This window comes from Cellulomonas sp., assembly GCF_035634735.1.
In the GTDB taxonomy this organism is placed as follows: Bacteria; Actinomycetota; Actinomycetes; order Actinomycetales; family Cellulomonadaceae; genus Cellulomonas.
The window spans coordinates 1-26,107 of record NZ_DASQCJ010000058.1 but is presented as its reverse complement, the minus strand read 5'-3'; the positions used below and the strand labels follow the sequence as shown (position 1 = coordinate 26,107).

The 26,107-nt window shown below is 75.9% G+C and carries 29 protein-coding genes; 10 read left to right on the top strand and 19 right to left on the bottom strand.

What is annotated here, in order from left to right:
* Positions 1-15: 15 nt before the first annotated feature.
* The gene (locus tag VER05_RS05625) at positions 16-597 is read left to right on the top strand and encodes a TetR/AcrR family transcriptional regulator (RefSeq protein ID WP_324844408.1); all 582 of its coding nucleotides are present in this window, start codon (positions 16-18) and stop codon (positions 595-597) included.
* Here the strand turns inward: VER05_RS05625 and VER05_RS05620 are convergent.
* Positions 594-941, bottom strand: coding sequence for a hypothetical protein (locus tag VER05_RS05620; RefSeq protein WP_324844407.1), 348 nt, complete (start codon positions 939-941; stop codon positions 594-596). The two genes, VER05_RS05625 and VER05_RS05620, sit on opposite strands and share 4 nt — an antisense overlap.
* 223 nt (positions 942-1,164) lie before the next feature.
* On the opposite strand from VER05_RS05620, the gene VER05_RS05615 reads away from it, so the two are divergent.
* Positions 1,165-1,917, top strand: a complete 753-nt coding sequence (locus VER05_RS05615) for an SAM-dependent methyltransferase (RefSeq protein ID WP_324844406.1) — start codon at positions 1,165-1,167, stop codon at positions 1,915-1,917.
* A 21-nt stretch (positions 1,918-1,938) separates the two neighbouring features.
* On the opposite strand, the gene VER05_RS05610 is transcribed toward VER05_RS05615, so the two are convergent.
* The 7 genes from VER05_RS05610 to VER05_RS05580 form a co-directional block, all read right to left on the bottom strand.
* A complete protein-coding gene (locus VER05_RS05610) occupies positions 1,939-2,541 on the bottom strand; it encodes a hypothetical protein (protein ID WP_324844405.1) in 603 nt (200 codons plus the stop codon).
* A gap of 12 nt (positions 2,542-2,553) precedes the next feature.
* Complete coding sequence (locus VER05_RS05605; RefSeq protein ID WP_324844404.1) at positions 2,554-3,357, bottom strand: hypothetical protein; 804 nt, start codon at positions 3,355-3,357, stop codon at positions 2,554-2,556.
* Positions 3,354-4,652 (bottom strand): hypothetical protein, encoded by a 1,299-nt coding sequence (locus tag VER05_RS05600; protein WP_324844403.1) that lies wholly within the window; start codon positions 4,650-4,652, stop codon positions 3,354-3,356. Before VER05_RS05600 ends, VER05_RS05605 begins: the two co-directional genes overlap by 4 nt.
* Positions 4,652-4,948: a hypothetical protein gene (locus VER05_RS05595; RefSeq protein ID WP_324844402.1), complete on the bottom strand. Its 297-nt coding sequence runs from the start codon at positions 4,946-4,948 to the stop codon at positions 4,652-4,654. The genes VER05_RS05600 and VER05_RS05595 overlap by 1 nt, the downstream gene beginning before the upstream one ends.
* Before the next feature lie 56 nt (positions 4,949-5,004).
* Positions 5,005-5,466, bottom strand: coding sequence for a hypothetical protein (locus tag VER05_RS05590; protein WP_324844401.1), 462 nt, complete (start codon positions 5,464-5,466; stop codon positions 5,005-5,007).
* Positions 5,467-5,727: 261 nt separating this feature from the next.
* Positions 5,728-7,146, bottom strand: coding sequence for a glycoside hydrolase family 1 protein (locus VER05_RS05585; RefSeq protein WP_324844400.1), 1,419 nt, complete (start codon positions 7,144-7,146; stop codon positions 5,728-5,730).
* 59 nt (positions 7,147-7,205) lie between these two features.
* Positions 7,206-7,478 (bottom strand): HPr family phosphocarrier protein, encoded by a 273-nt coding sequence (locus VER05_RS05580; protein ID WP_324844399.1) that lies wholly within the window; start codon positions 7,476-7,478, stop codon positions 7,206-7,208.
* A 471-nt stretch (positions 7,479-7,949) separates the two neighbouring features.
* Here VER05_RS05580 and VER05_RS05575 point away from each other — a divergent pair, with 471 nt between their 5' ends.
* The 3 genes from VER05_RS05575 to VER05_RS05565 all read left to right on the top strand — a co-directional run bounded on the left by VER05_RS05575 (position 7,950) and on the right by VER05_RS05565 (position 11,169).
* Positions 7,950-9,944: a beta-glucoside-specific PTS transporter subunit IIABC gene (locus tag VER05_RS05575; RefSeq protein ID WP_324844398.1), complete on the top strand. Its 1,995-nt coding sequence runs from the start codon at positions 7,950-7,952 to the stop codon at positions 9,942-9,944.
* A 119-nt stretch (positions 9,945-10,063) separates the two neighbouring features.
* The gene (locus VER05_RS05570; protein ID WP_324844397.1) at positions 10,064-10,903 is read left to right on the top strand and encodes a PRD domain-containing protein; all 840 of its coding nucleotides are present in this window, start codon (positions 10,064-10,066) and stop codon (positions 10,901-10,903) included.
* Entirely contained in the window at positions 10,900-11,169 is a 270-nt protein-coding gene (locus VER05_RS05565) for a PTS transporter subunit EIIB (protein ID WP_324844396.1), read from the top strand. The genes VER05_RS05570 and VER05_RS05565 overlap by 4 nt, the downstream gene beginning before the upstream one ends.
* On the opposite strand, the gene VER05_RS05560 is transcribed toward VER05_RS05565, so the two are convergent.
* The 7 genes from VER05_RS05560 to VER05_RS05530 form a co-directional block, all read right to left on the bottom strand.
* A complete protein-coding gene (locus VER05_RS05560) occupies positions 11,166-11,615 on the bottom strand; it encodes an acetyltransferase (RefSeq protein WP_414647560.1) in 450 nt (149 codons plus the stop codon). The two genes, VER05_RS05565 and VER05_RS05560, sit on opposite strands and share 4 nt — an antisense overlap.
* A 43-nt stretch (positions 11,616-11,658) precedes the next feature.
* Positions 11,659-12,144, bottom strand: coding sequence for a hypothetical protein (locus VER05_RS05555; RefSeq protein WP_324844394.1), 486 nt, complete (start codon positions 12,142-12,144; stop codon positions 11,659-11,661).
* Positions 12,141-13,913 carry an alpha/beta hydrolase gene (locus tag VER05_RS05550; RefSeq protein ID WP_324844393.1) on the bottom strand — a complete coding sequence of 591 codons (1,773 nt, stop codon included), beginning with the start codon at positions 13,911-13,913 and terminating at the stop codon, positions 12,141-12,143. The genes VER05_RS05555 and VER05_RS05550 overlap by 4 nt, the downstream gene beginning before the upstream one ends.
* On the bottom strand, positions 13,910-14,212 hold the full coding sequence (locus tag VER05_RS05545) for a hypothetical protein (RefSeq protein WP_324844392.1): 303 nt from the start codon (positions 14,210-14,212) through the stop codon (positions 13,910-13,912). Before VER05_RS05545 ends, VER05_RS05550 begins: the two co-directional genes overlap by 4 nt.
* The gene (locus VER05_RS05540; protein ID WP_324844391.1) at positions 14,209-14,763 is read right to left on the bottom strand and encodes a hypothetical protein; all 555 of its coding nucleotides are present in this window, start codon (positions 14,761-14,763) and stop codon (positions 14,209-14,211) included. The genes VER05_RS05545 and VER05_RS05540 overlap by 4 nt, the downstream gene beginning before the upstream one ends.
* A 54-nt stretch (positions 14,764-14,817) precedes the next feature.
* The gene (locus tag VER05_RS05535; RefSeq protein WP_324844390.1) at positions 14,818-15,063 is read right to left on the bottom strand and encodes a hypothetical protein; all 246 of its coding nucleotides are present in this window, start codon (positions 15,061-15,063) and stop codon (positions 14,818-14,820) included.
* Positions 15,064-15,207: 144 nt separating this feature from the next.
* Positions 15,208-15,696 carry a hypothetical protein gene (locus VER05_RS05530; RefSeq protein WP_324844389.1) on the bottom strand — a complete coding sequence of 163 codons (489 nt, stop codon included), beginning with the start codon at positions 15,694-15,696 and terminating at the stop codon, positions 15,208-15,210.
* Positions 15,697-15,764: 68 nt separating this feature from the next.
* Here VER05_RS05530 and VER05_RS05525 point away from each other — a divergent pair, with 68 nt between their 5' ends.
* Positions 15,765-16,316, top strand: a complete 552-nt coding sequence (locus tag VER05_RS05525; RefSeq protein WP_324844388.1) for a hypothetical protein — start codon at positions 15,765-15,767, stop codon at positions 16,314-16,316.
* Positions 16,317-16,331: 15 nt separating this feature from the next.
* Here VER05_RS05525 and VER05_RS05520 read toward each other — a convergent pair whose 3' ends face one another.
* On the bottom strand, positions 16,332-16,640 hold the full coding sequence (locus tag VER05_RS05520; protein ID WP_324844387.1) for a hypothetical protein: 309 nt from the start codon (positions 16,638-16,640) through the stop codon (positions 16,332-16,334).
* A gap of 161 nt (positions 16,641-16,801) precedes the next feature.
* On the opposite strand from VER05_RS05520, the gene uxuA reads away from it, so the two are divergent.
* The 4 genes from uxuA to VER05_RS05500 all read left to right on the top strand — a co-directional run bounded on the left by uxuA (position 16,802) and on the right by VER05_RS05500 (position 22,013).
* Complete coding sequence (gene uxuA, locus VER05_RS05515) at positions 16,802-17,983, top strand: mannonate dehydratase (protein ID WP_324844386.1); 1,182 nt, start codon at positions 16,802-16,804, stop codon at positions 17,981-17,983.
* A gap of 44 nt (positions 17,984-18,027) precedes the next feature.
* Positions 18,028-19,056, top strand: a complete 1,029-nt coding sequence (locus VER05_RS05510; protein ID WP_324844385.1) for a LacI family DNA-binding transcriptional regulator — start codon at positions 18,028-18,030, stop codon at positions 19,054-19,056.
* A gap of 105 nt (positions 19,057-19,161) precedes the next feature.
* Positions 19,162-20,598 carry a glucuronate isomerase gene (gene uxaC, locus VER05_RS05505; protein WP_324844384.1) on the top strand — a complete coding sequence of 479 codons (1,437 nt, stop codon included), beginning with the start codon at positions 19,162-19,164 and terminating at the stop codon, positions 20,596-20,598.
* On the top strand, positions 20,595-22,013 hold the full coding sequence (locus VER05_RS05500; RefSeq protein ID WP_324844383.1) for a mannitol dehydrogenase family protein: 1,419 nt from the start codon (positions 20,595-20,597) through the stop codon (positions 22,011-22,013). The genes uxaC and VER05_RS05500 overlap by 4 nt, the downstream gene beginning before the upstream one ends.
* A 197-nt stretch (positions 22,014-22,210) precedes the next feature.
* Here the strand turns inward: VER05_RS05500 and VER05_RS05495 are convergent, their stop codons facing one another.
* The 3 genes from VER05_RS05495 to VER05_RS05485 form a co-directional block, all read right to left on the bottom strand.
* Positions 22,211-24,343, bottom strand: a complete 2,133-nt coding sequence (locus tag VER05_RS05495; RefSeq protein ID WP_324844382.1) for a beta-galactosidase — start codon at positions 24,341-24,343, stop codon at positions 22,211-22,213.
* The gene (locus VER05_RS05490; RefSeq protein WP_324844381.1) at positions 24,336-25,031 is read right to left on the bottom strand and encodes a hypothetical protein; all 696 of its coding nucleotides are present in this window, start codon (positions 25,029-25,031) and stop codon (positions 24,336-24,338) included. The genes VER05_RS05495 and VER05_RS05490 overlap by 8 nt, the downstream gene beginning before the upstream one ends.
* The coding region (locus VER05_RS05485; RefSeq protein WP_414647558.1) for a GH39 family glycosyl hydrolase at positions 25,028-26,107 on the bottom strand (1,080 nt) is incomplete at its 5' end. The genes VER05_RS05485 and VER05_RS05490, both read right to left, overlap by 4 nt.

The following is a 26,107-nucleotide window of genomic DNA, read 5'->3' as shown; positions in this document are numbered from 1 at the left end:
CGGTATGGTCGAGGCATGGTCGCGCCCTGCCCCGCCGCCCCGCTCACCCCCGCCGCGCAGCGCGTGCTCGACGCCGCGTCCGAGCTGTTCTACGAGCGCGGCATCCACGCCGTCGGGGTCGACGGCATCGCCGAGGCCGCGGGGGTCACCAAGAAGACGCTCTACGACCGGTTCGGGTCGAAGGAGGCGCTGGTCGTCGCGTACCTGCGGGCGCGGGACGCGCGCTGGCGCGAGCACCTGCTGGCCACGCTGGACCGCGTGCCGGAGCCGGGGCCGGACCGGGTGCTGGCCGTGTTCGACGCGGCGCAGTCCTGGTCGACGGCGCACAGCCCGCGGGGGTGCAGCGCGATCAACGCCCGGGCCGAGTCGTCCGCCGGGGACGGGGACGCGGTGCTCGCGGAGGTCGCCGCGGAGAAGGCGTGGCAGCTCGGGCTGCTGGCGGACCTCTGCCGGGAGGCCGGCGTGCGGGAGCCCGAGGACACCGCGCGGGCGCTGATGCTGCTGTACGAGGGCGCGATCGTCACCGTGGGGATGGGGACGCTCGACCGGCCGTTCGCGCGGGCCCGGGCGGTCGCGGCCGCGCTGCTGGCGGTCTAGCGCAGGACCACCCAGAGGAACGCCAGCACCGCGGCGACCAGTCCGACGCCCGCCGACCCCAGAGCGCGCCGCGGTCGGTGCTCCGTCCAGGGCACGATCACGACCGCCGCCCCGACGAGCGCCCCGACGAGCAGCGCCGGACCGACGACGTCGCGCACGTCGCCGCGGGGGCCGCCGGCGCACCCCCACACCCCGCACCAGGCGAGGCTCGCCCAGCCCACCGGGAGGATCGAGATCAGCAGGGCGAGCGGCACGGTCCACAGGAGGTCCCAGGCCGGGTGCCGCCGATGCGGGCCCGTCGTCCCGGCGCGATCAGCGCCGGGCTCCTCCACCGTCGGCGTCACGGGGCCGCCCCCGGCAGCACGTGCGTCGCGCCGTCGTCGGCCCGGGACAGGAAGACCCGGAGCAGCACCCACCCCCGTCGTCGCACCCGGTCCTCCTCCGCCTCGCGTTCCGTCACCGTAGGGCGCCGCGCGCGGCGGCGGGCGGCGTCGGCCCCGGCGTCACCCGCACGGGGCGCCTGGAATGAGCGCGACCCCGCCCCGCCCGCGGTGCGACGATGCCGCGATGCGCTCGTTCGAGGACCTGGCCGCCGAGGCGGTCGCCGCCGACGTCACCGGCTGGGGATTCGGCTGGCTGGACGGCCGCGCCACCGAGGAGCGACCGCCGTGGGGCTACGCCCGGCTGCTGGCCGACCGGCTCGCGCGCGTCGGCTCGGCGCTCGACGTCGACACCGGCGGCGGCGAGGTCGTCGCCGAGGCGCCGGTGCTCCCGCCGCGGATGGTCGTCACCGAGGGCTGGCCGCCGAACGCGCGCCGCGCCCGGGACCTGCTCGGGCCGCGCGGTGTCGAGGTCGTCGAGCCGGGCGACGGCGTACGGCTGCCCGACGCGTCGTTCGAGCTGGTCACGGCCCGGCACCCCGTCGCGCCGGACTGGGCTGAGATCCACCGCGTGCTGCGGCCGGGCGGCACCTACCTCGCGCAGCACGTCGGACCGCGGTCGGCGTTCGAGCTGATCGAGCGGTTCGTCGGTCCGGTCCCGGGGCCGGTCGCCCGCGACCCCGACGACGAGGCGGCCGACGCCGAGCGGGCGGGGCTGACCGTCGTCGACCTGCGGCGCGCGACCTGCCGGATGGAGCTCCACGACGTCGGCGCGGTGATCTGGGTGCTGCGGAAGTGCGTGTGGTGGGTGCCGGACTTCTCGGTCGAGCGGTACGAGGGCACGCTGCGGGCGCTCGACGTGCAGATGCGCGCGGGGCGGCCGGTCGTGGCGCACGCGACGCGGCACCTGATCGAGGCGCGGAGACCGCCGGTGGACTGATCCCCCCGGGGGGGCGGGCCGTCAGCCCAGGTGCCCGCCGATCGCGCCCGCGCCGCCGGCCTTCGCGGCGGTCAGCATCCCCGTGGTGATGAGCCCCGCGAGCGGGGACGACGCGACGGTCCCGCCCGCCTCGAGGTGGTCGGCCTGCTTCCGCAGCGCCTCGGCGACCGGGCGCGCCCCGCCCGCGCGATGCTGCTCGACGGTGTCCGCGAGCAGCCGCAGCAGGGCCGGCGGCTGGGACTTCTCGACGTAGTCGGTCCGCGCGACGACGGGCACGTGGAGCCCACGCCCATGCGCGGGGCGGACGCGGAGCAGGAGGGAGCCGCCGCGGTTCGACACCAGCGACACGGAGGTCCCCGGCTCGAGCTGCACGCTCGTCCGCCACAGCCGGCAGCGGACCCGGACCAGGGTGCCAGCGGCCGGGTCGAGCCACTCCGAGTACCACGCCAGGACGGCGAAGAACGCGAAGAGCGCGGGCAGCACCGTCACCACGAAGATGCGGTTCTCCGGCTGGGTGACCCCGAGGTACGCCCCGACCGCGATCATCGCGACGGCCGTCGCGATGATCCAGCGCCACCCCGAGCGCGACGTCAGCTTCGGGACCCGGGCCAGGCCGTCGGTCATCGCGCGCCGCCCTCAGCGCACGCCGGCCGCGGCGGCTGACACCGCGGCGGCGGTCGACACCGCCCGCCCCGCGAGCTCCCGCACCAGCCCGTCCAGCGCGGCCCGGGTCAGCGGCCGCGCGACCACGGGACCGCCCGACGCCTCGCGCGCCGACAGCACCCACGCGCCGCCCGGCCCGGTGAACAGCCCGAGCAGCTCGGGCTCCCGGTCGTCCGGCACCCGCACGACCACGTCGGCGCGCACCAGCGCCGAGCCGAGGTGCTCGACGACCTCGGTCGGCGGCTCGTCCGGGTCGGCGACCGCGATCTCCGGCCCGGTGCCGTCGGTCGTCTCCGCGTGCACCGCCGCGTCGAGCAGCAGGTCGCCGAGGGTGGCGGCCGCGGCGAGCGCGAACCGGTGCTGCCCGTCGGTCGTGACCTGCTCGACCAGCACGACGTCGCGGACCACGTGGGCGTACCAGTAGTCCTGGCCGAGCACGGTCGACCGGGCCACGCACACCGTGGCCGACGCGCCCCGGCGGAGCGTCACCAGGGACAGCACGTCCTCGCGCACCTGCAGCTCGACGGTCGGCTCCCCGACGGCCGCCGCGAGCGCCGCCGGGGTGGGCGGGTCGACGATGCCGCGCGCCAGCAGCCCGCGGTAGGCGGTGCGCAGCGCGACCTCCCGCTCGGCCTCCGGCAGCGTCGCGAGGTAGGGCGCGACGACCAGGCCGCCGGGGCCGGCGAGGATCGCCAGCTCCTCGTCGGTCAGCACCTCGACCGGCACCGGGGCGCCGGGGGTCTGCGGCGCGGGAGCCGCCTCGGGCGCAGCGGTCACAGCAGCCCGCCCGAGAGCACGCTGAGCGCACCCTTGCCGAAGTCGGACACCGCGTCCTTGGCCTTGTCCACCTGGTCCCCCGCCCAGTCGGCGGCGTTCGACACCGCGTCCGTCGTCGCGTTCCACGCGGTCGTCGCGCCGTCCCAGACGGCCTTGCCCGCGGTCGACACGAAGTCGCCGATCGCCTCGCGGTTGTCCCAGATCAGGTTGCCCAGGCTCCAGGCGCCGTAGGCGAGCACCGCGCCGCCCGCGACGGCCAGGCCGACCGGACCGAGCGCGAGCGCGCCCGTGCCGACGGCGATCAGCGTGCCCGCGCCGGCGGCGCCCGCCAGGCCGAAGCCGCGCGTGGCCCAGCCGCGGGCGCCGTCGTAGCCGCCACCGGTCACCGTGTCGGCCAGGCCGGTGAGGACGGTCAGCGGCAGGAACGCCTTGCCGGCGGTCCGGAGCAGACCCGCGCCGCGGGCGCCGAGCAGCTTGGTCATCCACTCGGCTGCGGGCTTGCCGTTCTTGAACACGTCCATGGCGGCGTCGGCCTTGGCGAAGTTGTCGAGCATCGCCTGGTAGTGCGTGATCGGCGCGCCGGAGGCCCGGAGGAAGTCCAGGAAGGCCTTGCCCTTGGTCGCCGACTTCATCACGCCCTTGATGACCTGCGCGAGCGCGACGCCACCGGCGCCGACCGAGCCGAGCGCCCCGATCACGTCCCCGCTCGCGAACGCCCGCTGCAGGTAGGCGTCGACCGCCGACTGGAGCGTCTGCGGCACCTCGACCGAGGACAGGTTGTCCGCGACCTGCTGGTCCGTCGTCGCCACGTCCTCCAGCGCCGTCGCGATGGCGTCGGCGTGCTCCTGCGCCTCGGCGTTGAGGGCGCGCTGCTGGGCGTCCCGCTGCGCGCCCGCGCCGTCCGGGTCGCCGGCGGCGGTCATCACCGGCGGCAGCGTCGGCGCGGTGACCCGGCCGTCGCCCGCGACGGTGAATCCGGCCGCCGTCGCGGCGTCGACCGTCGCCAGCACCGCCGACTTCGCCCGGCCCAGGTCGGTGGCCCCCGAGGCGAGCGCCGAGCGCGCGGACTCCAGGGCGTCCGCCAGCGCGAACCCGGTGGTCGCCTCGCTCGCCATCCGCTGCGCCGCGGCCTGGGCGGCGTCGCCGTCCCAGTGGTCGCCCAGCCGGGTCATCGCCGCCTTGGCCGCCCGCACCTGCGCGTCGACCGCCTCCTGCGCGGTGCCGACGCCGGTCGCGGCGTCCGACAGCGCCTCGGGCCGCCAGCTCCGCACGACCTCCAGGGTCAGCGCCGCCATCAGAACGCCCCCATCGCGCCGAACCGCGTCTGCACCGAGCCGTCCGCCGCGCGGTAGCCCTCGGCCGACCCGGAGGCGCTCGCCGACATGCCGCGGATGTTCTCGCCCAGCACCTGCACCGCGGCGCCGACGCGCGTCGACACCCACACCGCGGCGTCCGGGACGGCCGAGCCGGGCAGCGCCCCCTCGATCCCCGCGAACGCGCCGGCGACGTCCAGCGCCTGCAGCTCCGACGCCACCGTCTCCAGCTCGGACGCGGCCGTGTCCAGCGCCGCGATCGAGACGTCCACACTCATGCGTTCAAACCCCCGGGTGTTGCGGTCGTGCGCGTGTCAGAAGGTCGCCGGCCGACTCAGAAGTCGCCGAGCGCGGTGAGCGGTCCCCCGCCACCGAGTCCCATGTACCGTCCCAGCGGCGACGACGCCACCGGAAGGCCGGCATCCAGGTGGTCCGCGTGCGCCCGCAGCGGGGCGATCACGGCGTTCGTCTCGCGGGTGCCGCGGACCTCGAGCTCGTCCGCGAGCGCGCGCGCCACCGCGGCCGGGACGCCCAGGGCCGCGCCGCCGTGCACCTCGATCAGCGGGAGGAACACCCGCCGCCAGCCGCGCTCGACCATGAGCCCGGTGCGCTTCTTGCTCGACGTGAGGGCGAGCAGGGCCCGGCGGTCCAGGGTGACGGGCTTGGTGCGCAGCGTGCGCCGCTCCGGGTCGAGGACGCCTGCGTCGCGGTCGAGGCGGGCGACGACCGCGCCGCTCTGCGCCGGGTCGAGCGCGCGGACGGCGACGACGCCGCCCTGCGGTGCGGTGGTGCTCACGTGCGGACTCCCCGGGGACGGCGCCTGGACCTGGCGCGTCACGGTATCAAGCGGGTCGGCGCGAGGCCTCGCACACGGCCGCGGCGCAGACACCGGCCTCCAGGCGCTGTGCCGCCGGCTCTCGTCCTCGCGCTGCTCGCCGTCGGCGGTTGGCTGCTCGGCCAGGCCCCGAGCTGAGGCGACTCGCCTCGGCCTACGCCTTCCGGCCCCGCCACCCGCGATCGGGGTGGGCGGGGCCGGAAACCGTAGGCGAGCCCGCCGTCACCGCCCGAGGCTGGCCCCGTTCGTCCGGATCACCTCGGCGTACCAGTCGAACGACTTCTTCCTGTACCGCTCCAGGGTCCCCGACCCGTCGTCGTCCCGGTCGACGTAGACGAAGCCGTACCGCTTGCTCATCTGCGCCGTGCTCGCCGACACCAGGTCGATGCAGCCCCAGGTCGTGTACCCGAGGACCTCCACCCCGTCGCGCAGCGCCTCGCCCACCTGCTCCAGGTGGTCGTCGAGGTACGCGATCCGGTAGTCGTCGAGCACGGTCCGCCGGCCGTCGACCTCGACCAGCTCGTCCTTCGCGCCGAGGCCGTTCTCGACGATGAACAGCGGCTTGCGCCACCGGTCCCAGAACTGGTTCATGACGATCCGCAGGCCGACCGGGTCGATCTGCCAGCCCCACTCGCTCGCCTCGACGGTCGGGTTCGGCACGCCGCCCATGAGGTTGCCCTCGCCGGCCTTCGCGTCGGGGTCGGCCGACTCGCAGAGCGACATGTAGTAGGAGAACGACACGAAGTCGACGGTGTGCCGCAGGGTCGCGCGGTCCTCCTCGGTGACCTCCAGCTCGACGCCCTGCTCGCGCAGGTGCCGCAGCAGGTAGCCGGGGTACTCGCCGCGGCAGTGCACGTCGCCGAACGCCAGGTTGAGGTGGTCGGCCTGCATGACGGCCAGCGCGTCCGCCGGGTCGGGCGTCAGCGGGTAGGTCGGCATCGCGATCAGCATGCAGCCGATCTGCGCCTGCGGGGCGACCTCGCGGGCGATCTTCGTCGCCAGGGCGCTCGCCACCAGCTCGTGATGCACGGCCTGGTAGAGGTCGGTCGGCGACAGCTGGTCCTTGGGCGTGACGATGCCGCCGGACAGGAACGGCGCGTGCAGCACCGAGTTGATCTCGTTGAACGTCAGCCAGTACCGCACGCGGGAGCCGTACCGCTCGAACAGGGTGCGCGCGTACCGGGCGTAGTGGTCGATCATCGCCCGGGACACCCAGCCGTCGTGCTTGCGGGCCAGCGCAAGCGGGGTCTCGTAGTGGCTGATCGTGACGAGCGGCTCGATGCCGTGCTTCTCGAGCTCGTCGAGCACCCGGTCGTAGAACGCCAGTCCCTCCTCGTTCGACTCGGCCTCGTCGCCCTGCGGGAAGATCCGGGACCACGCGATCGAGAACCGGAACGTCCGGAAGCCCATCTCGGCGAACAGCGCGATGTCCTCGGCGTACCGGTGGTAGAAGTCGATGCCCACCAGCTTGAGGTTGTCCGGGGTGGGCTCCTCGGTGGGCGGGCCGGCGATGCCGCGGGGCATGACGTCCTGGATGGACAGGCCCTTGCCGCCCTCGGCGTACGCGCCCTCCACCTGGTTGGCGGCGGTGGCGCCGCCCCAGAGGAATCCGGGCGGGAACGGGGTGTGCGTGCTGGTCACGATGACGCCTCTCTGCGTTGCGGGACGGTGGTGCGGCTGGGGCTGGGGGGGCTCGGCGCTCAGGCGGGGGCGTCCAGGTCGGTCGCCAGCAGCTCGGCCAGGCCGTCGAGCGCGGCATCGGCGCCGTCGCCCTCCGCGGCGATCTCGACGGGCTCGCCGTGCTGCAGGGCCAGGCCCATGACGAGCAGCAGGCTCGACGCGTCGACGGGGGCGGCCCCGGGCCGGGCGATCCGGACGGGCACCCCGGTGGCGGCAGCCGCGCGGGCGAAGACGCTCGCCGGGCGGGCGTGCAGGCCCACGGACGAGGCGATGGTGACGGTGCGGTGCGGCACGGCTGGGCTCCCTTGCGGCGGTGCGTGGCGCGGCCGATTCCGGGCAACAAAAAAGACCTGCGCGCACCGGACCCCACGGGACACGGCGTGCAACAGGTCTTGCCTGATCGAATCAGTCACAATCCTTGGACGACGCCGCCATTCCTACCCGCGCCGGGCGGGGCCGTCAAGCCGGTCGGGATCGGCGTCGCGCGCCGCCGTGCGGACGACGACCCGGCCCGCGCCACCCCGGTGGAGCCCGCGACCAGCCCGTCATCTCGCGGGTCTTGACACGGTCCGCCGCGCGGCCCTACCTTCGCCGCACGGTCGCCGCTGCCGGCGACTCGCGCAGGTCCGGGATTGTTACTGGCTTCAGGCAAAACCCGAGCTCCGGCGACGTGGGACATCCGTCCCGCCCGCTGACGGCTCGGGTTTTTTTGTTGCCCGAAACACCGACGACGGCCCGCGCGGACACTGATTCGAGGAGGAATCGTGGCTACCGCGAGCAAGTACCAGACGATCGCCGACGACGTCCTGCGCGGCGTCGGCGGCGCCGAGAACGTCGCCTCCGTGACGCACTGCGCCACCCGGCTCCGCTTCCGGCTGCACGACCGGGACCGGGCCGACAAGGCCGCGGTCGAGGCGACGCCCGGCGTCATCACCGTCGTCGAGGCCGGCGGCCAGTTCCAGGTCGTCATCGGCAACACCGTGAACAACGTGTTCGAGGCGATCAGCACCCGCGGCGTGACCACCGAGTCCGCGGCGTCGGGCGGGTTCCTCGCCCGGGCGATCGACCTGATCACGAGCATCTTCACGCCGTTCCTCTGGGTGCTGGCCGGCACCGGCCTGCTCAAGGCGCTGCTCGCGGTCGCCGTGAAGGTGTCGCCCGACTGGGCCGCCTCCGGCGCCTACGCGATCCTGTTCTCCGCGGCCGACGCGATCTTCCAGTTCCTGCCGATCCTGCTGGCGATCACCGCGGCCAAGCGGTTCAGGGCCAACGTGTACGTGTCGGTCGCGATCGCCTGCGCCCTGCTCTACTCGGCGACCATCGCGGTCATCCCCGGGCCGGACGGCGCGACGCTGACGCTCGACGGCTTCGCCGCGGGCGGCGGGGAGCTGACGTTCTTCGGCATCCCGGTCGTGATGATGAGCTACCTGTCGGCGGTCATCCCGACGATCCTCGCGGTCTACGCGCAGTCGCACCTGGAGCGGCTGCTCAACCGGGCGTTCCCCGAGGCGCTGCGCAACTTCCTCACCCCGATGGTCACCGTCGCCGTGATCGTGCCGCTGACCTTCCTGGCCATCGGCCCGGTGTCCGACCTGCTCGGCCGCGGCCTGTCGGGCGGCATCAACTGGCTGTGGGACCTCAGCCCGGTCGTCGGCGGCCTGCTGCTGGGCGCGTTCTGGGAGGTGTTCGTCATCTTCGGCGTCCACTGGGGCTTCGTGCCGGTCATGCTCCAGGACATCGTCGACAACGGGTACTCGCTGCTCACCGGCCCGCTGTTCGCCGCCGTGCTCGCCCAGGCCGGCGCCGCCGGTGCCGTGTTCCTCAAGACCCGCAACCGCGACCTCAAGGGCGTCGCCGGCCCCGCGACCATCTCCGCGTTCCTCGCCGGCATCACCGAGCCCGCGATCTACGGCGTGACCCTGCGGCTGAAGAAGCCGTTCATCTACGCCTGCATCGGCGGCGCGGTGGGCGGCGCGATCGCCGCGGCGGGCGGCTCGGCGGCCGAGGGCTTCGTCCTGCCGGGCGCGATCACGCTGACCTCGGCGCTCAACGTCGGCAACTTCACGCTCCAGCTGGTCGGCACCGGCCTGGCCGTCGTCATCGCGTTCGTGCTGACGATGACGCTCGGGTTCACCGACATCCCGAACCCGCCGGCGACGGACGACACCCCGGCGGACGGGGCGGCGGACGAGGCGGCGGGCGGTGCGTCCGGGGCCGCCGTGGCCGCCGGTGTGGCCGCGGGCGCCGGGATCGGCGGGGCGGCGTCCCCGTCGGGCGGCGGCGGCGGGACCGCCACCCTGACCGGCACCCGGGTGCTCGAGGTGCTGGCCCCGGTCGCCGGCACGGCGGTGTCGCTCGCGGCCGTGCCCGACGCGGTGTTCTCCTCGGGCGCCCTCGGCGCCGGGGCCGCGGTGCTGCCGTCCGACGGCCGGGTCGTCGCGCCCGTCGACGCCGACGTGGTGAGCGTCCTCCCGCACGCCTACGGGCTGCGCACCGCCGACGGGGTCGAGCTGCTGGTGCACATCGGCATCGACACCGTGCAGATGGCGGGCGCGGGCTTCGCCCCGGCCGTCGCCGCGGGCTCCGCGGTCCGGGCCGGCGACCTGCTGGCGGAGGTCGACCTGGCAGCCGTCCGCGCCGCGGGCCACGACACCAGCACGGTCGTCGTCGTGACCGGCGGGGCCGACCCGGCGTCGGTGCGGCCGGCCGCCGAGGGCCGGGTGTCGTCGGGCGACGCGCTGCTGCGCGTGTCGGTCTGAGGCCGCGGGCGGGCCACAGCCCGGTCTGTTAGGAACGGAGTCGTCGGCGCCCCCGGGGTCAGCCCGGGGGTGCCGGCGGCGTCGGGCGCGCGGCGCCCGGACCTGAGCGAGGAGCACGCGTGCGGGTGACGAAGGTGTTCAACAACAACGTCCTGCTGGCGGCCGACGACGCGGGCGCGGAGGTCGTCCTCATGGGCAAGGGCCTGGGCTTCCAGGTGCACGCCGGGGACGCGGTGCGCACCGCCGACGTCGAGCGCACCTTCGTGGCCGGCGGCGGCACCACTCCCGAGCGGATCGTCGCGCTGCTGGAGGAGATCCCCGCCGAGGACATCGACCTCACCCAGCGGATCGTCGCCGAGGCCCGCGACCAGCTCGGCACGCACATCACCGGGCACGTCGTCGTGCCGCTCGCCGACCACATCTCGTTCGCCCTGCGCCGCGCGCGGGAGGACGTGCAGATCAGCTACCCGCTGCAGTGGGAGGTGCTGCACCTCTACCCCCGGGAGGTGGCGTTCGCCCGGCGCGCGCTGGAGCTCGTGCGCGAGTCGACCGGGGTCGAGCTGCCCGCGCTGGAGGCGGTGCCGCTCGCGCTGCACTTCGTCAACGCGCAGTTCGGCGCCGGCGAGCTGTCCCGGACCGTCGAGATGACCGAGGTGTTCGGCGCCGTGCTCGGCATCGTGCGGTCGCGGCTCGGGGTCGAGCTCGACGAGGAGTCCATCGACGTCGCCCGGTTCATCACGCACCTGCGCTACCTGTTCGTCCGGCAGCAGCAGGGCGCTCCGCCGCCGGACGTGCAGGGCGTGCTGCTGGCGGCGGTGCGGTCGCAGCACCCCGACTCCGTCGCGGCGGCCGTCGCGATCCAGGACCTGCTGCGCGAGCGGTACGACTGGACGGTGACCGGGGACGAGGTGCTGTACCTCGCGCTGCACGTGGCGCGGCTGACGGGGGCGGTGGCGTGAGCGGGGCCGGGGCCGCGCTGTCGGACCAGGAGCTCGCCGCGGCGCTGCTGCCGCTGGTCGGCGGGGCCGGGAACGTGGCGGCGGTGACGGCGTGCGCGGTGCGGCTGCGGTTCGTGCTGCGGGACGCCGCGGTCGTGGACGAGCCGGGCGTGCGGGCGGTGCCCGGGGTGGTCATGGTGGCGACCCAGGCCGGGCAGTTCCAGGTGGTGCTCGGGGCGCGGGCGATCCCGGTGAGCCGGGTGGTCCGGGGGCTGGTCGACGGCTAGGTCGCGTCCGACCCGCGGAGCCGCAGGTGGAGCAGCGGGTACGGGCGGCCGGCCTCGTCGGTCTCGCTGCGGCCCACGACCTCGAACCCTCGGCGGGCGTAGAAGCGCGCGGCCCCGACGTTCTGCTCGTTGACGTCGACGGCGGTGACGCCGTGCTCCTCGACCGCGTGCGCGAGGAGCGCCGAGCCGATCCCGCTCCCCCGCCGCGTCCCGTCCACGAACAGCATCTCCAGGGTCCCGTCGAGGACGCCCGCGAACCCCGCGGGTCGACCGTCGACCTCCGCGACCGTGAGCCGCACCGCCGGGAGGTAGTCGGACGCCAGGGCGGCCTCGATCGCGTCCCGGTCGGCCGGGGCGAGGAAGTCGTGCGTCGCGTCGACGGCGCTGCGCCAGATCGCCACGAGCGCGGGGTACTCCGCGGGCCCGGTCGAGGGCCGGATCTGCACGGTGGGCACGGTGACTCCTTCCGGGTGGGCGGGGCGGGCGCCGTCAGCCCAGGTCGACGTCCTCGCGGGCCCCGTCGCGCGGCACGCCGTCGGCGACCTCGAGGTAGGGGCCGCTGACGCTCACGCTCATGTCGCGGGCGCCCGGGTCCGAGCCGGCGACGTCCATGCCGTCGCGCTGCCCGGCGGCCCCGCCGATCGGGTTCACCTGGACGTCGGTGACCCCGGCGTCCTCCAGGGCGGCGACCAGGTCGTCCGTGTCGGCCTGCGCGCCGACCGCGATCACGGTGACGGTGTAGCGCCGGCGGTCGGCCACGCCGTCGCCGCCCGCGTCGAACGCGCCGTAGGCGTCCTGGACCTGCGCGCCGAGCGCGTCGACCACGCCGGGGAGCACCTGCCGCGCGGCGGCGAGCACCTCGTCGCGGCTGGCGTCCAGGTCGTCGGCGTCCGCCCCGCCGCCGCTCCCGCACCCGGACAGGGCGAGGACGGACAGCACCGCGACCACCGTGGTCGCACGGACCCGACGGCTCACCACTCCGGCCTCCTGCCCTCGTACGACTGCGGGTCGCGGGTCGCCTCCGGGTCCACCGGGCCGTCGTACCAGGGGTCGTACGAGTGCTCGGCGGCGACGACCTGGTCGTAGTCGCCGACGACGATCTGCCCGATGTTGTACAGCGACTCGGTGCCCGGGTCGAAGTACTTGGTGTGGTCGCCGAAGTTGCGCATCACGTCGGCGCGGGTCGTGGACTCCGCCTGGAACCGGTTGGCCCCGAAGTCGTCCTCGACGATGTCGTTCCCGAGGCCCGCCCCGCCGAGCATCCACCCACCGACCCAGCCGTCGTCGGCGAGCGCGGCGACCAGGTCGCGGCTGTTGTTGCCCGCCCACACGTGGTCCGCGCCGACGCCGAGCTCGGAGGCGTGCTCGACGCCGCCGCCGGCGCCGGGGCTGCCGACCAGCACGATGTCGTCGGCGGCGAGGCCGTGGTCGGTCGCGCCGTGCGCGGTGGTGGTCGAGCCGTAGCTGTGCCCGATGACGGTGAGATGCGCGGGGTCGCCCTCGCGGGACGCGCGCAGGCCGTCGATGTACCGCGACAGCAGCTCGCCGCCCTCCTCGGCACGCCCCTCGGTGGCGACGGTCGCGGAGTCCCAGTCGCTCGGGGCGTCGTAGCCGATCCACATGATCGACGAGGCGGTCGAGTACGGGTCCGAGAGCCGCGCGGACTCGTAGATGTTGTAGGCGGCGTCGGCGTTCCCGCCGGCCTCGGTGCCGCGGCTGGTCAGGCCGGGGACCATCACCGACACGTGGTCCGCGGTGTCCGGGTTCCCGAACGCGATCGCCACCTTCCCGTCGCCGCCGAACGCGGTGGCGTCGTACAGGTGCAGCAGCGGCACCAGCGGCTCGCCGGTGACCGGGTCGACCTTCTGCGCCCCCTCGTCCAGGGCGGCCTGCGCGGCGCGCGCGTTGTCGAGCGCCTGGTAGTCCTCGAACAGCCGCTCGCCGCGCTGCTCGCGGAGCTCCATCGCCTCGAGGTCGGTCTCCAGCAGCAGGCGGTTCGCCTGGTCGCGGGCGAGCGCCGGGATGCCGTCGGTGTTGCCGACGAGCTCGGGGCGGGCCGCGAGGACGGCGTACTGCTCCTCCTCGGTCAGCGAGTCCCACCACGCGGCGACCTGCTCCGGGGTGCCGCCCTGCGACGGCGACCCCGGGCGGCCGAGGGCGTCGTCGGCGAGGTCGATCTGCCCGGACACCGCGGCGCGCGCCTGCGCGAGCGTCGAGTAGGCGGAGAACGCGTCGAGCATCGCCTGCTCGGCGGTCGCGAGGTCGCGCACCAGCGCGTCGACGTCCGCGACCACGCCGTCCCGCCGGGTGGCCAGCGACGCCGCCCGGGCCTGCAGCTCCGCGATCGCGGCGTCGTCGACCTCCCCGGCGGACCGGATGTCGGCATCCAGGTCCTCGCGGGCCTCGTGGTACGACGACCGGGCCTCGACCAGGTCGGTGCGCCGCCGGAGCAGGTCGGTGAGCGCATCGGCGTGGTCGTCGGCCGCGCGGGAGACCTGGCGCAGCGCGACGCCCATCGCCTGGGCGTCGGCGCCGGCGGCCCGGACGTGCCGGCCGTAGGCCGTGGCGGCGGCGCCGGTCCAGCCGTCGAGGGTCGAGGAGTCGAGCGCGAACGTGTCGAGGTCGTCCAGGTTGACCGCGCTGGCCAGCAGGTCCTGGGCGAACGCGGCCACGACGGCGGGGTCGCCCTCCACCGCGGGGATCGCGTCGACCGCGGGCGGGATGTCGATGGTCACGGTGGTCACGGGGTGCCCCCCAGCCAGCCCTCGAAGGTCTCCTGGGCCGCGACGTCCGTGACGGCGTAGGCCTGCTGGGCGTCGCGCAGGTGGGTGCCGATCTCCTCGGCGCGGTCGGCGACGTCGCCCAGCACGGTCCCCCACGCGGACGTCCACGACGCGGCGGCGCCCGCGACGGCCGGGGTGAAGCCCGACGTGGTGGCGTCGGCGACCCGGTCCCGCGCGGTGCGCACCCGCGAGCCCTGGTCGGTCCAGTCGTCGGCGGACAGCCCGAGGGTGTACGGGTCGACCTGGATCTCGTCGCTCACCGCTCGTCCTCCGTCCCGGAGACCAGCGCGCGGGCGGTCGCGGTCGCGACGGGGAGGGCGCGGCCGCGCACCGTCACCAGGACGGCGGCGTCGAGCCACGCGACCCGGACCGTGCGGTCGTCGAGCGCGGCGAGCAGCAGCGGCGTGACGCCCGCGCGGTCGAGGCGGCCGTCCCAGCCGTCGGCGCGCAGGCGGGCGGACAGGGCGCGGCCGACGGCGATCCCGGCCTCGGGGTCGTCGATCGGCAGGCGTGCCTCGGCGACCGGGACGACGTGGGACGCCGGCGCGCTGCGCCAGGTGGTCCGCGGCGCGGGGTCGGCGGGGTCGGCGGGGGCGCGGGTGGCGCCCGCCGCGGCGAGCAGCCCGGCGAGGGCGGCCTCCACCCGGGCGCGCTCCGCGTCCAGCGCGGCGTCGGTGACGGGCACCGGCGCGTCCGCGGGCTCGGGCGCGGGCGCCTCGGGCGGCAGCACGACGACGTCGACGTCGGGATGGCGTTCGCGGACGACGCGCAGCAGCGGGGCCTGCGCGAGGGGATCCTGCGGCTCGGTCACGGCGTCACTCTAGGGGGACCCGACCGTCGTGGCTCGTCGCGCGGGCGGCCGATCTCATCCCGTGAAGATCGACGCCCACTCCGGCCACGCCCCGGTCGACGCGAACCCGCGCACCGCGCGCGCCACCACGCTCCCCGCCATCCGCGGCCGGTCGTCCCGCCCCTCGACGAACCAGGCCTCCGGGTCGCGCACCGGAATGACGAGCACCCCCCGCCCGGGGTCGTCCGGGCCCATGCCGTAGTCGTACCGCGCGTGCGCGTCGTCCGCCGACACGAGCCGGCCGTACGCCGCTGACGCCATGCGCCTCTCCCTTCGTCGTGGCGACCGGGTCTACGGTTGTCCGCGGGTGGCCGACCTGACGGTAAGGCCTGGACACGGGTCGGGTTCTTGCTCCGGCGGGGGCCCGAGAAGGTCAGGAAGTAGACCCCGGTCCGGCGCCACCCGTCACCGCCGCGGCCGCTCCGCCCAGTACGCGTCGAGCTCCTGCCACGGGGTGACCGGGTCGTCGCCCTCGGTCACCCCCACGGCGTCGGCGACGACCGGCCGCCAGTCCAGGTCGTCGTGGTCGGCCGCGCCGTGGCCGATCAGGACGCGGTCCTGCGCCGGCCGGGCCACGAGCTGGAGCACCCAGGCCCACAGGTCGTAACCGCCGTCCGCGAACTCGTCGTCGTGCTGGCTGAACTCGATCATCGCGACCACTCCCCCGCCCCAGTGCCGCGACAGCCGCACGGGCGGGCCGACGTACGGCGGGCGCTCGGCGGTCAGCATCCGGGTCCAGTCGCCGAGGTAGTGCGCGACGCCGGGCGGGAGCGTCGCGAGGTCGGCCGGCTCGGGCGGGGTGTCGCGGGCGACGGCCTCCAGGACGCGGAGCGTCGCGGGGTCGACGTCCGTGCGCAGGGGGATCCGGAACGACCACGCGGGGTACATGCTCACCCGGGCACCCTAGGGTCGGCGCGTGTCGTCTGGGACGATCGTCGGCGTCGGCGGAGCGGAGGAGTCGCGTGAGTCACCCGGACGGTCATCTCTCGTGGGGGGTGCAGGTCGGGGAGATGCTGATCCGGCGGACGGCGCTGGCCCGGATCGCCCCCGACCTGTTCCCCGAGACGCTTCCCGGCACACGGGCGACAGCCGCCGGCCTCGCGGCTGTCCGCGCTCGGCTCGGCTTCGACCTCGACCCTCAGCACGAGGCCGTGCTCCGGGAGGGCGACGGCTGGGTCGACGCGTTCGCGTACGGAGACGTCCTGTCGACCGCCGACCTCGGCGCCGGTCCGCGGTGGGAGGTCGCGGAGGTGCTGCTGGAGAGCTACTACGAGTACGGCGCCCTGCCCGGCTTCCCGCCCCTGGACAGCATCTACCCCATCCACGTGGCCGACGACGCGCTGTTCGTGGTCGACCGGTCCGGGCCGGTCACCGACGGCGGGCAGCCGGTCTACTGGCTGTCGGACGAGCTGCTCGGCCGGTGGCCGAACGTGTACGAGTACTGGTGCGCCGGTCTCACGATGCTCGACCGGCTGGCGACGCGGGTCGCCGCCGACGGCGGCCGGGCGACATGACGCCGGCGACCGCGATCACTGCCACTGGAACGTGAAGTTCCACCCCAGCGCGGCGGCCGCGAGGTCGGACAGCTGGGGGTGGCGGCGCCTCATCTCGTGGCCGACCTGCCGACCCGCGTCACCCAGGCTCGTGCGCGTCCACTCCACGGGGACCGCGAGGGACTCGGCCACCAGCTGCTCGACGGTCCCGAGCCTGGACGGGGTCCCGTTCCGCGCAGCGGCGGCGTCCGCGGCAGCCGCATCGGTCCGCGGCACGCGCTCACGGCCGTACCCCAGGTAGGCCACCAGGGCCTCGCTCAGCAGGTCGCCGTCGGATGTCGTCACACGTCGATCATCGCGTCCGCCCCGGTCAGCGGATCGCTCGTCGCGCCCGCGTCGACCGCGAGCAACTTCTGGCAACCGGTTGTCCCCCGCCGCCGCCCCCGGCGACGCTGCTGACCACGCGGGGCGGCACCGGCGCCGCCCCCACCCCGGGAGGGACGGCGATGGAGCACACCTGGCGCTGGTTCGGCGACCGCGACCCGATCACGCTGGCGCAGGTCCGCCAGACCGGCGCGACGGGCGTGGTCACCGCCCTGCACGACATCCCGAACGGCGAGGTCTGGCCCGTCGCGGCGATCGAGGCCCGCCGCGCGCAGATCGAGGCCGCGGGCCTGGTGTGGTCGGTCGTCGAGAGCGTCCCGGTGCACGAGGACATCAAGCGCGGCGGGCCGCTCCGGGACCGCGCGGTCGCCGCGTACCAGCAGACGATCCGCAACCTCGCGGCCTGCGGGATCGACCTGGTCTGCTACAACTTCATGCCCGTCCTGGACTGGTCGCGCACGGACCTCGGGTACCCGCTGGAGGACGGGACGTGGGCGCTGCGGTTCGACGCCGACCAGCTCGCCGCGTTCGACCTGTTCCTGCTCCGGCGGCCCGGCGCGGCGGCCGAGTACGACGCGGACCAGACCGCCCGGGCGCGCGCGGTGCTGGACGCGATGGACGACGAGGCCCGGGAGCGGCTGGTCGACACGATCCTGCTCGGCCTGCCCGGGTCGGAGGAGCGGTACACGCTCGACGAGTTCCGCTCCGCCCTCGCGACGTACGACGGCGTGGACGCGGACGCCCTGCGCGGGAACCTGTCCTCGTTCCTGCGGGAGGTGGTGCCGGTCGCCGAGGAGGTCGGGCTGCGGCTGGCGATCCACCCCGACGACCCGCCGCGCCCCCTGTTCGGGCTGCCGCGCGTGGTGTCGACCGCCGACGACGCGCAGCACCTGCTGGACGCCGCCCCCTCCCCCGCGAACGGGCTGACGATGTGCGTCGGGTCGTACGGGTCGAGCCCGGACAACGACGTGGTGGCGATGACCCGGCGGTTCGCGGAGCGGATCTACTTCGCCCACCTGCGGTCGGTGCGGCTGCAGGACGGCGGCCGGAGCTTCTACGAGGCGCCGCACATCGCCGGCGATGCGGACATGGTGGCGGTGGTCGCGGCGCTGGTCGCCGAGGAGCGCCGGCGCGAGCGCGAGGGCGGCCCGCGGCTGCCGATGCGGCCGGACCACGGGCAGCGGATGCTCGACGACCAGTCCCGCGAGACCTACCCGGGCTACTCGCTGATCGGCCGGCTCAAGGGGCTCGCGGAGCTGCGCGGGGTGGAGCAGGCGGTCCGGCGGCTGGTCCCCGCGGCCTGACCGGGCGGTCGGGCCTGCCACGCGTGGACCCCTACGATCGCGGGATGGAGGCCGAGGGCGGCAGCGAGCCGCGGGCGACCCGGGCGCCCACGATCTACGACGTCGCGCAGGCGGCCGGCGTCGCGGCCTCGACCGTCTCCCGGACCTTCGCGCGGCCCGGCCGGGTCAACTCGCAGACCGCCGAGCGGGTGCGCGCAGCCGCCGCGGCGATCGGCTACCGGGCGAACCCGGTGGCCCAGGCGCTGTCGACCGCGCGGAGCCGGATGATCGCGGTGCTCGTGTCCGACCTGGCCAACCCCATCTACGCCGAGCTGCTGCGCGGCGCGCAGGTCGCGGCGTCGGCCGCCGGGTACGGGGTGCTGGTCGAGGACACCCGCGAGGACGCGGCGATCGAGCGGGAGACGGCGGAGCGCATCCTGCCGATGGTCGAGGGCGTGCTGCTGGCGTCGTCGCGGATGTCGGACGCCGCGATCCGGGGCGTCGCGAAGCAGCGCCCGGCGGTGGTGATCAACCGCGGGCTCGCCGACGTGCCGTGCGTGGTGGCGGACGAGCAGCGCGGGACGCGCCGCGCGGTCGAGCACCTCGGCGAGGCCGGGCACCGGGACCTCGTCTACGTCGCCGGCCCGGACGCGTCCTGGCCGAACGGCGCGCGCTGGCGGGCGTTCAGCGACGCGTGCCACGAGCTGGACCTCACCGGCCGGCGGATCGGGCCGTTCGAGCCGACGTTCGCCGGCGGGTTCGAGGCGGCGCTCGCGCTGGGCGGGTCCCGGGCGTCCGGGGTGCTGGTGTTCAACGCGCTCATGGCGGTCGGGGTGATCCGCGGGCTGCAGCAGGCCGGGCTGCGGGTGCCGGAGGACGTGAGCGTGGTCGGGTTCGACGACGTGCTCATCGGGCAGATCGTCTCCCCCGCGCTGACCACCGTGTCGACCCCGCTGCAGGCGATGGGTGCGACCGGGCTGCGGAACCTGCTCGCGCTGGTGAACGGCGCGCGGTCCCGCGGCGAGCCGGTCGTGGTGCCCGCGCGGCTGGTGGTCCGGGAGTCGTCGGGGGCCGTCCCGGCGCGCACGGGCTGAGGCCGCCGGGGCTCGCCGCACGGCGCCCGACGGCGGCGGACCGGCGCCGGGGCAACTCATGGCAACCGCTTGCAGCCCCGCCCCGCCGCCTCGAACCATGGCCGCATGACAGCGCTGTCGACCCCCGTCGCCCCACCCCGGCTCGCGCCGCACCCCGACCGGCTGCTGCCCGCCGACCCGGCGACGCGGTCGGTCGCCCGCGAGCTCTACGCGGCGGTGCGCGACCTGCCGGTCGTGTCCCCGCACGGGCACGTCCCGGCCCGGTGGCTGGCCGAGGACGCCCCGTTCCCCGACCCGACGGCGCTGCTCATCACGCCCGACCACTACCTGACCCGCCTGCTGCACGCCCGCGGCGTGCCGCTCGAGGACCTGGGCGTCGGGGTGGCCGACCCGACGCCGGCTCGGTCCCGGGCGGCGTTCCGGCTGCTGTGCCGGCACTGGCCGGCGTTCCGCGGCACGCCGGTGAAGCTCTGGCTGGAGCAGGTGCTGGTCGAGGTGCTCGGCGTCGACCTGGCGCCGTCCGAGGCCACGGCCGACGACCTGTACGACGCGATCGCCGCCCGCGTCGCCGAGCCCGGCTTCCGGCCGCGCGCGCTGTACGACCGGTTCCGGCTCGACGTGCTCGCCACGACCGACGACCCGTGCGACGACCTCGCGCACCACGCGACGCTGGCCGCCGACCCGACCTGGCACGGCCGGGTCGTCCCGACGTTCCGCCCCGACCGCTTCCTGGAGGCCGGCGTCCCGGGCTGGGCCGCCCGCGTCGACGCGCTGGGCGAGGTCGCGGGCGTCGACGCCGGCAGCCTCGCGGGGTGGGTCGACGCGATGGAGCGCCGGCGCGCGTACTTCGCGGCGCACGGCGCGGTGTCGGCGGACCACGGGCACCGGGACGCGGCGATGGCGCCCCTCGACCCGGCCGACGGCGAGCGGCTGTACGCCCACGCCCGGGCCGGGACCGCGACGCCCGCGGAGGCCGAGGCGCTGCGCCGCGGGCTGCTGTTCGAGATGGCGCGCATGTCGAGCGAGGACGGCCTCGTGATGACGCTGCACCCGGGCGTCCGCCGCGACCACCACGCGCCGTCCCGCGAGCGCCTGGGGACCGACATCGGCGCGGACATCCCCGTGGCCGTCGAGTTCACCGAGGCGCTGCGCCCGGTGCTGCACGCCTTCGGCACCCACCCGCGGTTCCGGCTGGTGGTGTTCACCATCGACGAGACGACGTTCTCCCGCGAGCTCGCCCCGCTGGCCGGCTTCTACCCGGCGCTCTACGTCGGCGCGCCGTGGTGGTTCCTCGACGCGCCCGACGCGATGGCGCGGTACCGCGCGGCCGTGACCGAGACCGCCGGCTTCGCCAAGACCTCCGGGTTCGTCGACGACACCCGGGCCTACCTGTCGATCCCCGCCCGGCACGACGCGAGCCGGCGCGCGGACGCCGCGTACCTGGCCCGGCTCGTCACCGACCACCGGCTGACCCTCGACGAGGCGCACGAGACCGCCGTCGACCTCGTCACCACCATCCCGAGAGAGGCGTTCCGGCTGTGATCACCCTCCCCGAGCACCGCCTGACCACCGCCACCGGCCTGCGGCTGTCCCGCGCCGCCGGCCACGGCCGACCCGCCGCACCGGTGCGCGTCGTGCACCTGGGCCTCGGCGGCTTCTTCCGCGCGCACCAGGCCTGGTACACCGACAACGCCCCCGACGCCGCGGGCTGGGGCATCGCCGCGTTCACGGGCCGGTCCCGCACGCTGGCCGAGGCGCTGGCGCCGCAGGACGGTCTGTACACGCTGGTCACCCGGGCGCCCGACGGCGAGCGGTTCCGGGTCGTGTCGAGCGTGTCCGCCGCGCACGGCGGGGACGAGCACGACGCCTGGCTCGGCTACTGGGCGGACCGCGCCGTCGCGGTCGCGACCTTCACCGTGACCGAGGCCGGCTACGTCCGGACCGCGGACGGCGGCCTCGACACCGACCGCGGCGACGTGCGGGCCGACGTGGCCGCGCTGCGCGCCGACCGGCACGGACCCGTGCGGACCGTCCCGGGCCGGGTGGTCGCGGGCCTGCGGCTGCGCCGGGCGACCGGGGCCGGGCCGATGACGCTGCTGCCGTGCGACAACCTCCCCGAGAACGGCGCCGCGCTGCGCGGCGTGGTGCTGGAGCTGGCCGACCTGGTGGACCCGTCGCTGGCCGAGTGGATCGGGGGCCACGTCGCGTTCGGCACCACGATGGTCGACCGGATCACCCCGGCCACGACCGCCGCCGAGCGGGAGGCGGTGCGCGCCGCGACCGGGCTGGCCGACGCCGCGCCCGTGGTGACCGAGCCGTTCGCGGAGTGGGTCGTCGCCGGGGAGTTCCCTGCCGGGCGGCCGGCGTGGGAGGACGCGGGCGCGCAGCTCGTCGAGGACGTGCTGCCCTTCGAGCAGCGCAAGCTCTGGCTGCTCAATGGCGCGCACTCGCTGCTGGCCTACGCCGGGAGCGCGCTCGGGTACCGGACGGTGGCGGAGGCGATCGCCGACCGCCGGCTGCGCGGCTGGGTCGAGACCTGGTGGGACGAGGCGGCCCGGCACCTGGGCCTGCCCGCGGACGAGGTCGGCGGGTACCGGCGCGCGCTGCTGGACCGGTTCGCGAACCCGCGGATCGAGCACCTGCTGACCCAGATCGCCGCCGACGGCTCGGAGAAGCTGCCGGTCCGGGTCGCGCCGGTGCTGGTCGCCGAGTGCCGGGCCGGGCGGGTCCCGGCGGGGGCCGCCACGACGGTCGCGGCGTGGGTGCTGCACCTGCGCGGGCTCGGGGCGCCGGTCGCGGAGGCGCGGCCCGAGCGGGTGGCGGGCCTGGCGGACGGCGACGTCGCGGCGTCGGTGCGCGCGGTCCTGGACCGCCTGGCGCCGGGCCTCGGCACGCACGAGCCGTTGGTGGCGGCGGTCCTGGACCAGGCGCGCGCCCTGGAGTTCCTGGCGTCCTGACCTCGCCGCGCGCCCTTCGCGCGCGCCCCTCCGCGCGCGCCCCTCCGCCCGGCGCACCCCTCGCCGAGATGGCAACTCTCGGCTGCGCGGCGAGGGTCGCGCACAGCCGAGAGTTGCCATCTCGGCGGAAGAGTCCCCAGGGGGGCGAGGGCACTCGGGCGCGCGCGGTGCCCGAGCGCGCGGAGCGCGGCGCGCGGTCAGCGCACGCGGAGGACCACGACGTCCGCGGGGGCCAGGGTCACCGGCTCGCCCGCGGTCCAGGTGCGGTCCGTGAGCAGGTCCGTGCCGTCGGCGTGGGCCTCGACCGTCACCGGGTCGGCGCCGTGGTGCAGCAGCAGGTCGACGCGGTCGCCGGTCGTCGTGACCCGGGTCGCGAGCTCCAGGCCCGGGACGTCGGCGTACGGGCCGAGCAGGCCGTGCCGGGCCAGCGCCCCGCGGACGACGTGCGCCAGCCCCTCCTGCGCCAGCTCGGTGCCGAGGTACCAGACGTGCCCCTCGGCGCCGCCGGCGCCCGCCACCGGCACCCGGTTCCGCGTCACCGCCGGCTCGCCCGCGTAGAAGTCGGCGCCGTACCGCGCCATCACCTCCGCGCCCTCGGGCACCAGCACCTCGAACACCATCCGCCCGTCGACCACCGGCCCGTCGCCGGCGCCGTCGCCGCCCGCGAACCGCACCGGGTTCGCCACCGACGGCTCCGCCGCGTCCGTCTCCGCGACCCGCACCCCGGCCAGCCCCGCCAGCGGCCCGGGCACGTCGGCGAGGAACCGCCGGTCGTCCTCGTCGACCCGCCCGGACAGGTAGCCGGTCAGCACGGTCCCGCCGCGCGCCGCCACCGCGGCGAGCCGCGCGGCCAGGTCGCCCTTCACCATGTGCAGCAGCGGCGCGGCCACGACGTCGTACCCGGACAGGTCGGCCGTCACCGGGACGACGTCGACCTGCGCCCCCGCGTCCCAGAACGCCCGGCCCCACTCCAGCAGCGTCGGCAGGTAGCGGACCAGCCGGTTCGGCCCGTCGGCCATCTCGACCGCCCACCACGAGTCCCAGTCGACGAGCAGCGCCGTCCGCGCCGGCGTCCGGGCGCCGAGCAGCGTGCCGCCGAGCCGCGCGAGCTCCTCGCCCAGCCCGGCGACCTCGCGGAACGCCCGGGTGTCGAGCCGGCCGGAGTGGTCGAGCACCGCGCCGTGCGTCATCTCGCAGGCGCCGCGGGACGCGCGCATCTGGAAGAACAGCACGGAGTCGGCGCCGTGCGCGACGGCCTGCCAGGACCACAGCCGCATGATGCCGGGCCGCCGCACCGGGTTGACGTCCCGGGACGCCGTGACGGTCGGGGTCTGCTCCATCAGCCAGAACGGCGCGCCGTCCTTGAGCCCGCGCATCAGGTCGTGGGTCAGCGCGGTGCGCCACGGCTCGTCGCTGCGCGGCGGGTAGTTGTCCCAGGACGCGAAGTCGAGGTGCGGGGCCCAGCGGTGGTAGTCGAGCGGCTGGAAGAACCCCATGAAGTTCGTGGTCACCGGCAGGTCGGAGTACGCGCGGATCGCGGCCTTCTCCTCGGCGAACTGGCGGATCGCGTTGTCGGTGCTGAACCGGTAGTAGTCGAGCGTGATGCCCTGGAACGCCGTGTACCCGCGGCCCTTCCAGTGCTCGGTGAGGGCGCTCGGCGGCTCGATCTCGTCCCAGTCGGTGAACCGGTGCGACCAGAAGGTGGCGTTCCACGCCTCGTTCAGCGCGTCGAGCGTCCCGTACCGGGCGCGCAGCCAGAGCCGGAACTCCGCGGCGCACAGGTCGCAGTAGCAGGCCCCGCCGTCGCCGCCGTACTCGTTGCCGACGTGCCAGGCGATCACGGCGGGGTGGTCGGCGTACCGCTCGGCGACCCGGCCCGCGATGCCCGCGGCCAGCCGCCGGAACGCCGGGGACGACCAGCACGCGTTGTGCCGCTGGCCGTACCGGTGCTTCCGCCCCTCGAAGTCGACGCGCGTCACCTCGGGGTACGCGCGGGCGATCCACGGCGACAGCGCCCCGGTGCCGGTCGCGAGGCAGACCTGGCGGCCCTCGTCGGCGGCGCGCTGCACGATCTCGTCGAGCACGGTGAAGTCGAACGTGTCCTCGGCGGGCTGGGTGAGCGACCAGCTGAACACCCCGAGCGTGACGGTGGTGATCCGGGCGGCGTCGAACGCGGCGTAGTCGGCGTCCCAGACGTCCTTGCCCCACTGCTCGGGGTTGTAGTCGCCGCCGTAGGCGATCGAGTCGGTGCGCGGCAGCCGGGCCGGGGTCGGCGCGGGCGCGGCGGCGCGCGACGGGACGGGCAGCGGACGCGGCTGGGCGTCAGACATGGACGGTGAACCTCTCGGTGACGTCGGCGACGAGCGGGCGGGCCATGACGTGCAGCAGCAGCACGCCGGCCCAGGCGAACAGGACGGTGACGACGTCGAACGCCAGCACGGTGACCGCGGCACCGACGAGGAGCAGGCAGAGCACGCCGAGGCTGAACCGCCACTGCGGCACCACCTCGGCGAGGGCGACGCGGACAGCGTCGCGGAGCCGGAACGCGAACCGCGCCTGCAGCACGGCCAGGTGCCCGCCGACGACGACGAGCAGCGCGGCGAGCACCAGGCCGGCGGGGCGGAGCGCGGCGCCGCCCGGGACGACCTCGGCGTGCGCGGCGTTCACCGCCAGCACCGCGAGCACGGCCAGCAGCGGCGCCCACCAGGCGAGCGTGCCGAGGGCGTCGCGCCGGTAGGCGCGCCAGAAGCCGCGCGCCGGCGACAGGTCCGGGTCGACCTCCCACGCGCGGGCCGCGGCGAGCCCGGCGACCACCGCGGGCCCGACGGGCAGCAGCGCGGCGGCGAACAGCGGCAGGTTGGCGGCGGACCGGTCGAGCAGCACGACCAGGACGGCGGTCGGCAGCGTGGTGAGGACGAGCAGCGCCTCCAGCACGAGGCCCCGGTACAGGGCGGCGGCGCCCCGGGACAGCGGGCCGGGGCCCACCTCGTCGTCGGACCAGGCGCGGGCGGCGCTCACCGCTCGGCCCCCAGCAGCCGGCCGTCGTCGGTCCACGCCGGCGCCTGGTCGGGCGCCCCGGCGACCTCGACCAGCGCGATCCCGTGCCGCCCGAGCGCCACGTCGACCCCCCAGCGGCCCCCGTCGGCCGCGACCCGGCGCATCGTCAGCGACGGCGTCGACGCGTCGTGCAGGTCCGCGAGCGCCCGGTGGTCCGGCGCGAGCGGGCTGCCCATCGCCTGCCAGGCGGCGCGCACGTTCCCGCGCTCGGCGTCGACGTGCCGCTCCGTGACGACCGCCGGGCCGGCGCCGGGCAGGTCGAGCCGCACCCGGTGCCCGGCCTCGGCCGGCGCGGCGCCGTCGAGCGGCTGCCACAGCAGCGCTGTCACGCGCCCGTCCGGGTGCCGCGTCACCAGGTGGTCGTCCCCGCGGGCCAGCACCGCGGACCCGAGCCGCGCCATGAACGCGTACAGGTGGAACGCCGGCTTGCGCAGCTGGCGGTGGCCGAGCAGGCCGAACCCGCCGTGCAGCGGCGCGGTCGGGATGCCGACCTCCTCGAACACGTCGCACAGCGTCCAGTAGGAGAACGAGTCGACCAGGTCGCCGCCGCCCGCCAGCACCGGCGCGAGGTACGCCGCCTGGTAGGCGGTGTCGTGGATCGGGTTGTCCGGCCGGTACGACGAGGAGAACTCGGTGATGTGCACCGGGAGGCCGGCGAGCGCGGTGCCGGCGAGCAGCGTGCGCGGCGTCGCGAGCTGGTCCAGCAGGTCCTGCGGCGGCCGCAGCGTCTGGTAGGTGCCGAACGGCACGTGCTGCGCCGGGCCCGAGGTGTACGCGTGCTTGCTGACGAAGTCGCACGGGACCCCGGCGTCGGCGACGTGCTCGGCGAACCGCGGCAGCCAGTCGTCGGCGCCCGGCGACACCGCGGGCCCGCCGACGGGGATGTCCGCGTCCACCTCCTTCACGGCGCGCGCGGTCACGTCGTACAGCCGGTGGTACGCGGCCTCGTCGGCGCCCTGCCAGAAGAACGGGAGGTTCGGCTCGTTCCACACCTCGACCGGCCAGGTGCGGACGGCCTCGATCCCGTACCGGTCGAC

Excerpts from the sequence above, each read along its gene's own strand:
- uxaC (WP_324844384.1), top strand. The coding sequence starts at position 19,162 with ATGACAGCGCTGTCGACCCCCGTCGCCCCACCCCGGCTCGCGCCGCAC.
- VER05_RS05600 (WP_324844403.1), bottom strand. The coding sequence starts at position 4,652 with ATGGCGGCGCTGACCCTGGAGGTCGTGCGGAGCTGGCGGCCCGAGGCG.
- VER05_RS05495 (WP_324844382.1), bottom strand. The coding sequence starts at position 24,343 with ATGTCTGACGCCCAGCCGCGTCCGCTGCCCGTCCCGTCGCGCGCCGCC.
- uxuA (WP_324844386.1), top strand. The coding sequence starts at position 16,802 with ATGGAGCACACCTGGCGCTGGTTCGGCGACCGCGACCCGATCACGCTG.
- VER05_RS05535 (WP_324844390.1), bottom strand. The coding sequence starts at position 15,063 with ATGGCGTCAGCGGCGTACGGCCGGCTCGTGTCGGCGGACGACGCGCAC.
- VER05_RS05595 (WP_324844402.1), bottom strand. The coding sequence starts at position 4,948 with ATGAGTGTGGACGTCTCGATCGCGGCGCTGGACACGGCCGCGTCCGAG.
- VER05_RS05625 (WP_324844408.1), top strand. The coding sequence starts at position 16 with ATGGTCGCGCCCTGCCCCGCCGCCCCGCTCACCCCCGCCGCGCAGCGC.
- VER05_RS05615 (WP_324844406.1), top strand. The coding sequence starts at position 1,165 with ATGCGCTCGTTCGAGGACCTGGCCGCCGAGGCGGTCGCCGCCGACGTC.
- VER05_RS05610 (WP_324844405.1), bottom strand. The coding sequence starts at position 2,541 with ATGACCGACGGCCTGGCCCGGGTCCCGAAGCTGACGTCGCGCTCGGGG.
- VER05_RS05510 (WP_324844385.1), top strand. The coding sequence starts at position 18,028 with ATGGAGGCCGAGGGCGGCAGCGAGCCGCGGGCGACCCGGGCGCCCACG.